Below are 5,029 nucleotides of genomic sequence, written 5' to 3'. Positions count from 1 at the left end.
GATCCACCCGCCCGGAACTTGCTACCGATCGATTTCCGCCGAACACTGAGGAAGCCATCGGCCCGGCCCGGCATCTTCGACCGGGAGCGACCGATGGCGACACGGAGGTGCATTCACCGCTTCAATGTCTGTCCCTCACCGCTGACCACCCGCACGCCACCGCACGCTCCGACCCTGGGATTGCCGGCATCCGACCGCTACCGTGAGTGGACGGTACTGAGCGGTGAACTGCCGCCCAACCCCTACGGACCCCTCATTCGGCTGTGGTCGCCGGGCCCTCGGGCGGACCGGATAACAGCAGCCTGAGGGCGGTCGCGCGCCCGGAGCCCCGCCTCGGCGGAGGCGGTCAGCCGAGGTGCCGGACGGGGGCCGGCAGGAGCGGTCGCAGCTGGCCCGGGGCGGTGGCGCGCCGACGCCACTCACGGGGGTAGCCGACCGACACCTCCTCGAAGCGCACCCCGTCGTACCAGGTGGTGCGGGGGATGTGCAGGTGGCCGTAGACGGCCACGCGGGCCTCGTAGCGCAGGTGCCAGTCCGCGGTGAGGTCGGTGCCGCACCACTGGGCGAACTCGGGGAACCGCAGGATGCGGGTCGGCTCGCGGACCAGCGGGTAGTGGTTGACCAGGACGGTGGGCAGTCCGCCACGCTCCGTGTCGAGCCGCCGTTCGGTCTGGATGACCCGGGCCCGGCACCAGGCGTCCCGGCTCGGGTACGGGTCCGGGTGCAGCAGGATCTCGTCGGTGCAGACCACGCCGGTCTCGTGCGCCCGGGCCAGTGCCTGTTCCCGGGTGTACGTCCCCGGTGGCCGCCACGTGTAGTCGTACCCGACGAAGAGCGGGGCGATCAGGACGGGATCGCCGTCGGGATCCCACACCGGGTACGGGTCCTCCGGGGTGACCACGCCCAGCCGGCGGCACACCTCGACCAGGTGCCGGTAGCGCGCCTCGCCGCGCAACTGCACGACGTCGTCCCGGGGCGTCCACAGCTCGTGGTTGCCCGGCGCCCAGATCACCTTGGCGAACCGCTCGCTGAGCAGACCGAGCGCCCACTCGACGTCGGCGACGAACTCGCCGACGTCACCGGCGACGATCAGCCAGTCCCCGTCGTTGCCGGGGCGCAGGCCCTCGACGATCGCGCGGTTCTCCGCGTAGACGACGTGGAGGTCGCTGATCGCGAGCAGTTGGCGGACGTAGGTCACCCGGAACCTCCCGTACCTCCGGGCACCCGCGTGCACCCCACCGTCCGTCCCGCGTACCGGCCGGGGACGACCACCTGACGGGCTCCGACCCTACGGAGCCCGTCAGGTGGCGGCACACCCCTAGATGCGCAGGGCGCACCCCTAGGGTCGCTGGCGGTCACTGCTTGCCGAACTCCCGCGCGATGATGTCGAAGATGTCGTCCTCCGTGGCGCTGGCCAGTTCCTCGGCCGCGTCGACCGGATCCCCGGCGGGTGCCGGAGCGGCTGCCGGCGGGGTCGCGTCGCCCCGCCACCGGGCGACGAGTTCCTCCAGCCGGCGGGTGATCTCCGCGTCGTCCCGGCGGTCCCCGGGGAGCGTGCGCAGCACCTCGTCGAGCCGCTCGATCTCGGCGACGACCGGGCTGGCCGCCCCGTGCGGCAGCAGCTCGGCGCGCAGGTGCGCGGCGAGCGCCGCCGGCGTCGGGTGATCGAAGACCAGGGTGGTCGGGAGGGTCAGGCCGGTCTCGGCGGTGAGCCGGTTACGCAGCTCGACGGCGGTGAGCGAGTCGAAGCCGAGTTCCAGGAAACCTCGACCGGCCCGGATCGCGGCCGGGGTGCGGTGTCCCAGGACGGTGGCCGCGGTGCCGCGTACCAGGTCGAGCAGGATGCGCTCCCGTTCGGCGTCCCCGGCTGTGGCGAGCCGGTTCCGCAGTGCCTGCGGCCCCCCGGCGTCCCCCGCCGGCGTCTCGGGTTGGCCGACGGTGCCGGCCGCCTCCGGGATGCCGTTTAGCAGGGGGCTGGGACGCAGCGCGGTGAAGGAGGCGGCGAACCGGTCCCACACCACGTCGGCGACCACCACCGAGACGTCGTCCCGGTCCAGGGCACCCTGCAACGCGGTCACCGCCAGCTCTGGAGCCATCGCCGGCAGACCACGCCGGGCCAACTGCTCCTGCTGCTCGCCGTGCGCCATGCCGGCACCGGCCCACGGCCCCCAGGCGACGGCGGTGCCGGCGAGCCCCCGGGCGCGTCGCCGCGCGACCAGCCCGTCCAGGTACGCGTTGGCCGCCGCGTAGCCGGCCTGTCCCGCCGAACCCCACACCCCGGCGATGGACGAGAACACCACGAACGCGTCCAACCCGTCCGGCAGCAACCCGTCGAGGTGGGCCGCGCCGTCGACCTTGGCCCGGAGCACGTCGGCCAGCTCCTCGGCGGTCATCTCGGCGAGCGGGACGGACTGCGCCGCCCCGGCCGCGTGCACGACGGCCCGCACCGGATCGCCCTGACCCGCCAGGTCGTCGAGCAGCGCCGCGACCTGAGTCCGGTCGGCCACGTCACAGGCCGCCACGGTCACCCGCGCACCCGACGCCCGCAACCGCTCCGCCAACTCCACCGCCCCCGGAGCCCGCTCGCCGCGCCGGCTGGTCAGCACCACGTGACCGGCACCCGCATCGACCGCCCACTCGGCGACCCGCGAACCGAGCGCCCCCGTACCACCGGTGACCAGCACCGTCCCCGACAGCCGGAAGGACCGACGCACCGGATCACCCGAAGCCCGCACCAACCGCCGGACGAACACCCCCGACGACCGCACCGCGACCTGGTCCTCGGTGCCGGTCCCCACCATCGCGCAGAACCGGCGGACCGCCTGCGCGTCCACCACCTGCGGCAGATCCACCAGGCCACCCCACCGACGCGGCTCCTCCAACGCCGCCACCCGACCGAGGCCCCACACCGCAGCCCCGACCTCGTCCGCCGGACTGTCGGACGCCCCCAGCGACACGGCACCCCGGGTCAACCACCACACCCGGCCACCGACACCGGCGGCGCCCAACGCCTGCACCACCGCCAGCGCCTCGCCCACGCCGCCGCCCGCGAGCGACAGCAACGACACCACGCCGGTGACCTCGCCGACGTCGCGGAGGGCCTTGGCCACCAGTTCACGGTCGTCGGCCGGGCCGTCGAGCGGCACCGGGCGGACGTCCGCGCCGGCTGCGGTCAGCCCGTCGGTCACGGCCGTGAGCAGCGCGCCGTCCAGGCCGAGGTACGGCACCAGCAGCAGCCATGTGCCGGACAGCGCCGGCTCGGCATCCGGTACGGCGGTCCAGTCGATCCGGTAGCGCCAGGAGTCGGCGGTGGAACGCTGCTGCCCCTCACGCCGCCACCGGGCCAGCCTCGGCAGCAGCGCACTCAACGGCTGGTCCGCGTCGAGCCGGAACTCCTCCCCCAGCCCGGCCAGATCCTCCCGCTCCACCGCCGCCCAGAACCGCTCGTCGCTCGCCGAAGCGGAGACGTCGGCGGGAACAGTCGTGGCGGGCGGGGTGTCGTGCAGCCAGTACCGCTGCCGCTGGAAGGCGTAGGTGGGCAGGTCGATCGTGCGGGGCTGCTGCCCGCGCTGGGTGAACCAGCCCGTCCAGTCCACCGCAGTGCCCGTCACGTGCAGCCGGGCCAGCGCCGTGACCAACGCGGTCGTCTCCGACTGGTCCCGCCGCAACACCGGAACCAGATGCACCGTCCGATCGGCCGGCGTGTCCGCCGCCATCGCCGTGAGAACCGCGTCCGGACCGACCTCCAGGATCGTGGCCACACCCAGACCGTGCAGCGTGGCGACCGCGTCGCCGAACCGCACCGCCTCCCGGACGTGCCGCACCCAGTACTCCGGGCCGGCGATCTCCACCGGATCCGCGACCCGGCCGGTCAGGTTCGACACCACCGGAATCCGGGGCGCGGACCAGCCCAGCCCGACGATCGCGGCCCGGAACCCGTCGAGCATCGGCTCCATCAACCGCGAATGGAACGCATGACTCACCGACAAGCGACGCGTCCGCCAACCCCGGACGGCACACAGCTCCGCCACCCGATCCAGGTCGGCCACCGGCCCCGACAGCACCACCGACGCCGGACCGTTCACCGCCGCCACATCGACGCCGTCGCCGGCCACCTCGCGGACCTGCTCCTCAGGCCCGCCGACCGCCAACATGCCCCCACCAGCCGGCAGAGCCTGCATGAGCGAACCCCGGGCCGCCACGAGAGTGCACGCGTCCTCCAGCGACAACACACCCGACACGTACGCGGCGGTCACCTCACCGATCGAATGACCCGCCACATAGTCCGCCGTCACACCCCACGACGACAGCAACTCGAACAGCGCCACCTCGACGGCGAACAGACCCGCCTGCGTGAACACGGTCTGGTCAAGACGCCCGGCAAGCTCGGAGCCCGGCTCAGCGAACACCACCTCCCGCAACGGACGCTCAAGCCGCCCCTCGAACAGGGCAGCCACCCGGTCGAACGCATCCGCGAACACCGGAAACGCCTCATACAACTCCCGACCCATTCCGGGCCGCTGCGCACCCTGGCCCGTGAACACCAACGCCCGACGACCGGACACCACCTCACCGGACACCAGGCCAGGCACGGAAAGACCCTCGGCCAGGGCGGTCAGCCCGGCGACCAGGTCCTCGCCGGACGCACCCAGCACCACCGCCCGGTGCTCCAACGCCGCCCGGGCGGTGGCCAACGACCAACCGACGTCGGCCGGCGACGGGTCCGGGTCGGCACGGAGGCGCTCAGCGAGGCGGTCGGCCTGCCTGGCCAGGGCGTCGGCCGACCGCGCCGACACCAACCACGGCACCACCGGAAGGTCGCCAGCCGCTGGTCCGGTCTCCAGCGACGCCACCACCGGCTCCGGCACCGGTTCGGCTTCCGGCTGTTCGAGGATGACGTGCGCGTTGGTACCGGAGATACCGAACGACGACACCGCCACCCGACGCGGCCGATCCACCACCGGCCACGGCCGAACCTCGGTCACCAACTCCACCGCACCCGCCGACCAGTCCACCCTCGACGACGGCA

2 protein-coding genes are annotated in these 5,029 nt (G+C 73.4%); both read right to left on the bottom strand.

Annotated elements, in window-relative coordinates; genetic code table 11:
• Positions 1 to 346: 346 nt before the first annotated feature.
• Positions 347 to 1,198, bottom strand: a complete 852-nt coding sequence (locus QSK20_RS30775; protein ID WP_285792128.1) for a metallophosphoesterase family protein — start codon at positions 1,196 to 1,198, stop codon at positions 347 to 349.
• Between the two features lie 157 nt (positions 1,199 to 1,355).
• On the bottom strand, positions 1,356 to 5,029 hold a 3,674-nt coding region (locus QSK20_RS30770), incomplete at its 5' end, for an SDR family NAD(P)-dependent oxidoreductase (RefSeq protein ID WP_502889082.1).

Source organism: Micromonospora sp. NBRC 101691, from assembly GCF_030269285.1.
GTDB classification, from domain to species: domain Bacteria; phylum Actinomycetota; class Actinomycetes; order Mycobacteriales; family Micromonosporaceae; genus Micromonospora; species Micromonospora echinospora.
The sequence above is the reverse complement of the archived record's forward strand: the minus strand, read 5'-3'. Positions and strand labels throughout refer to the sequence as shown.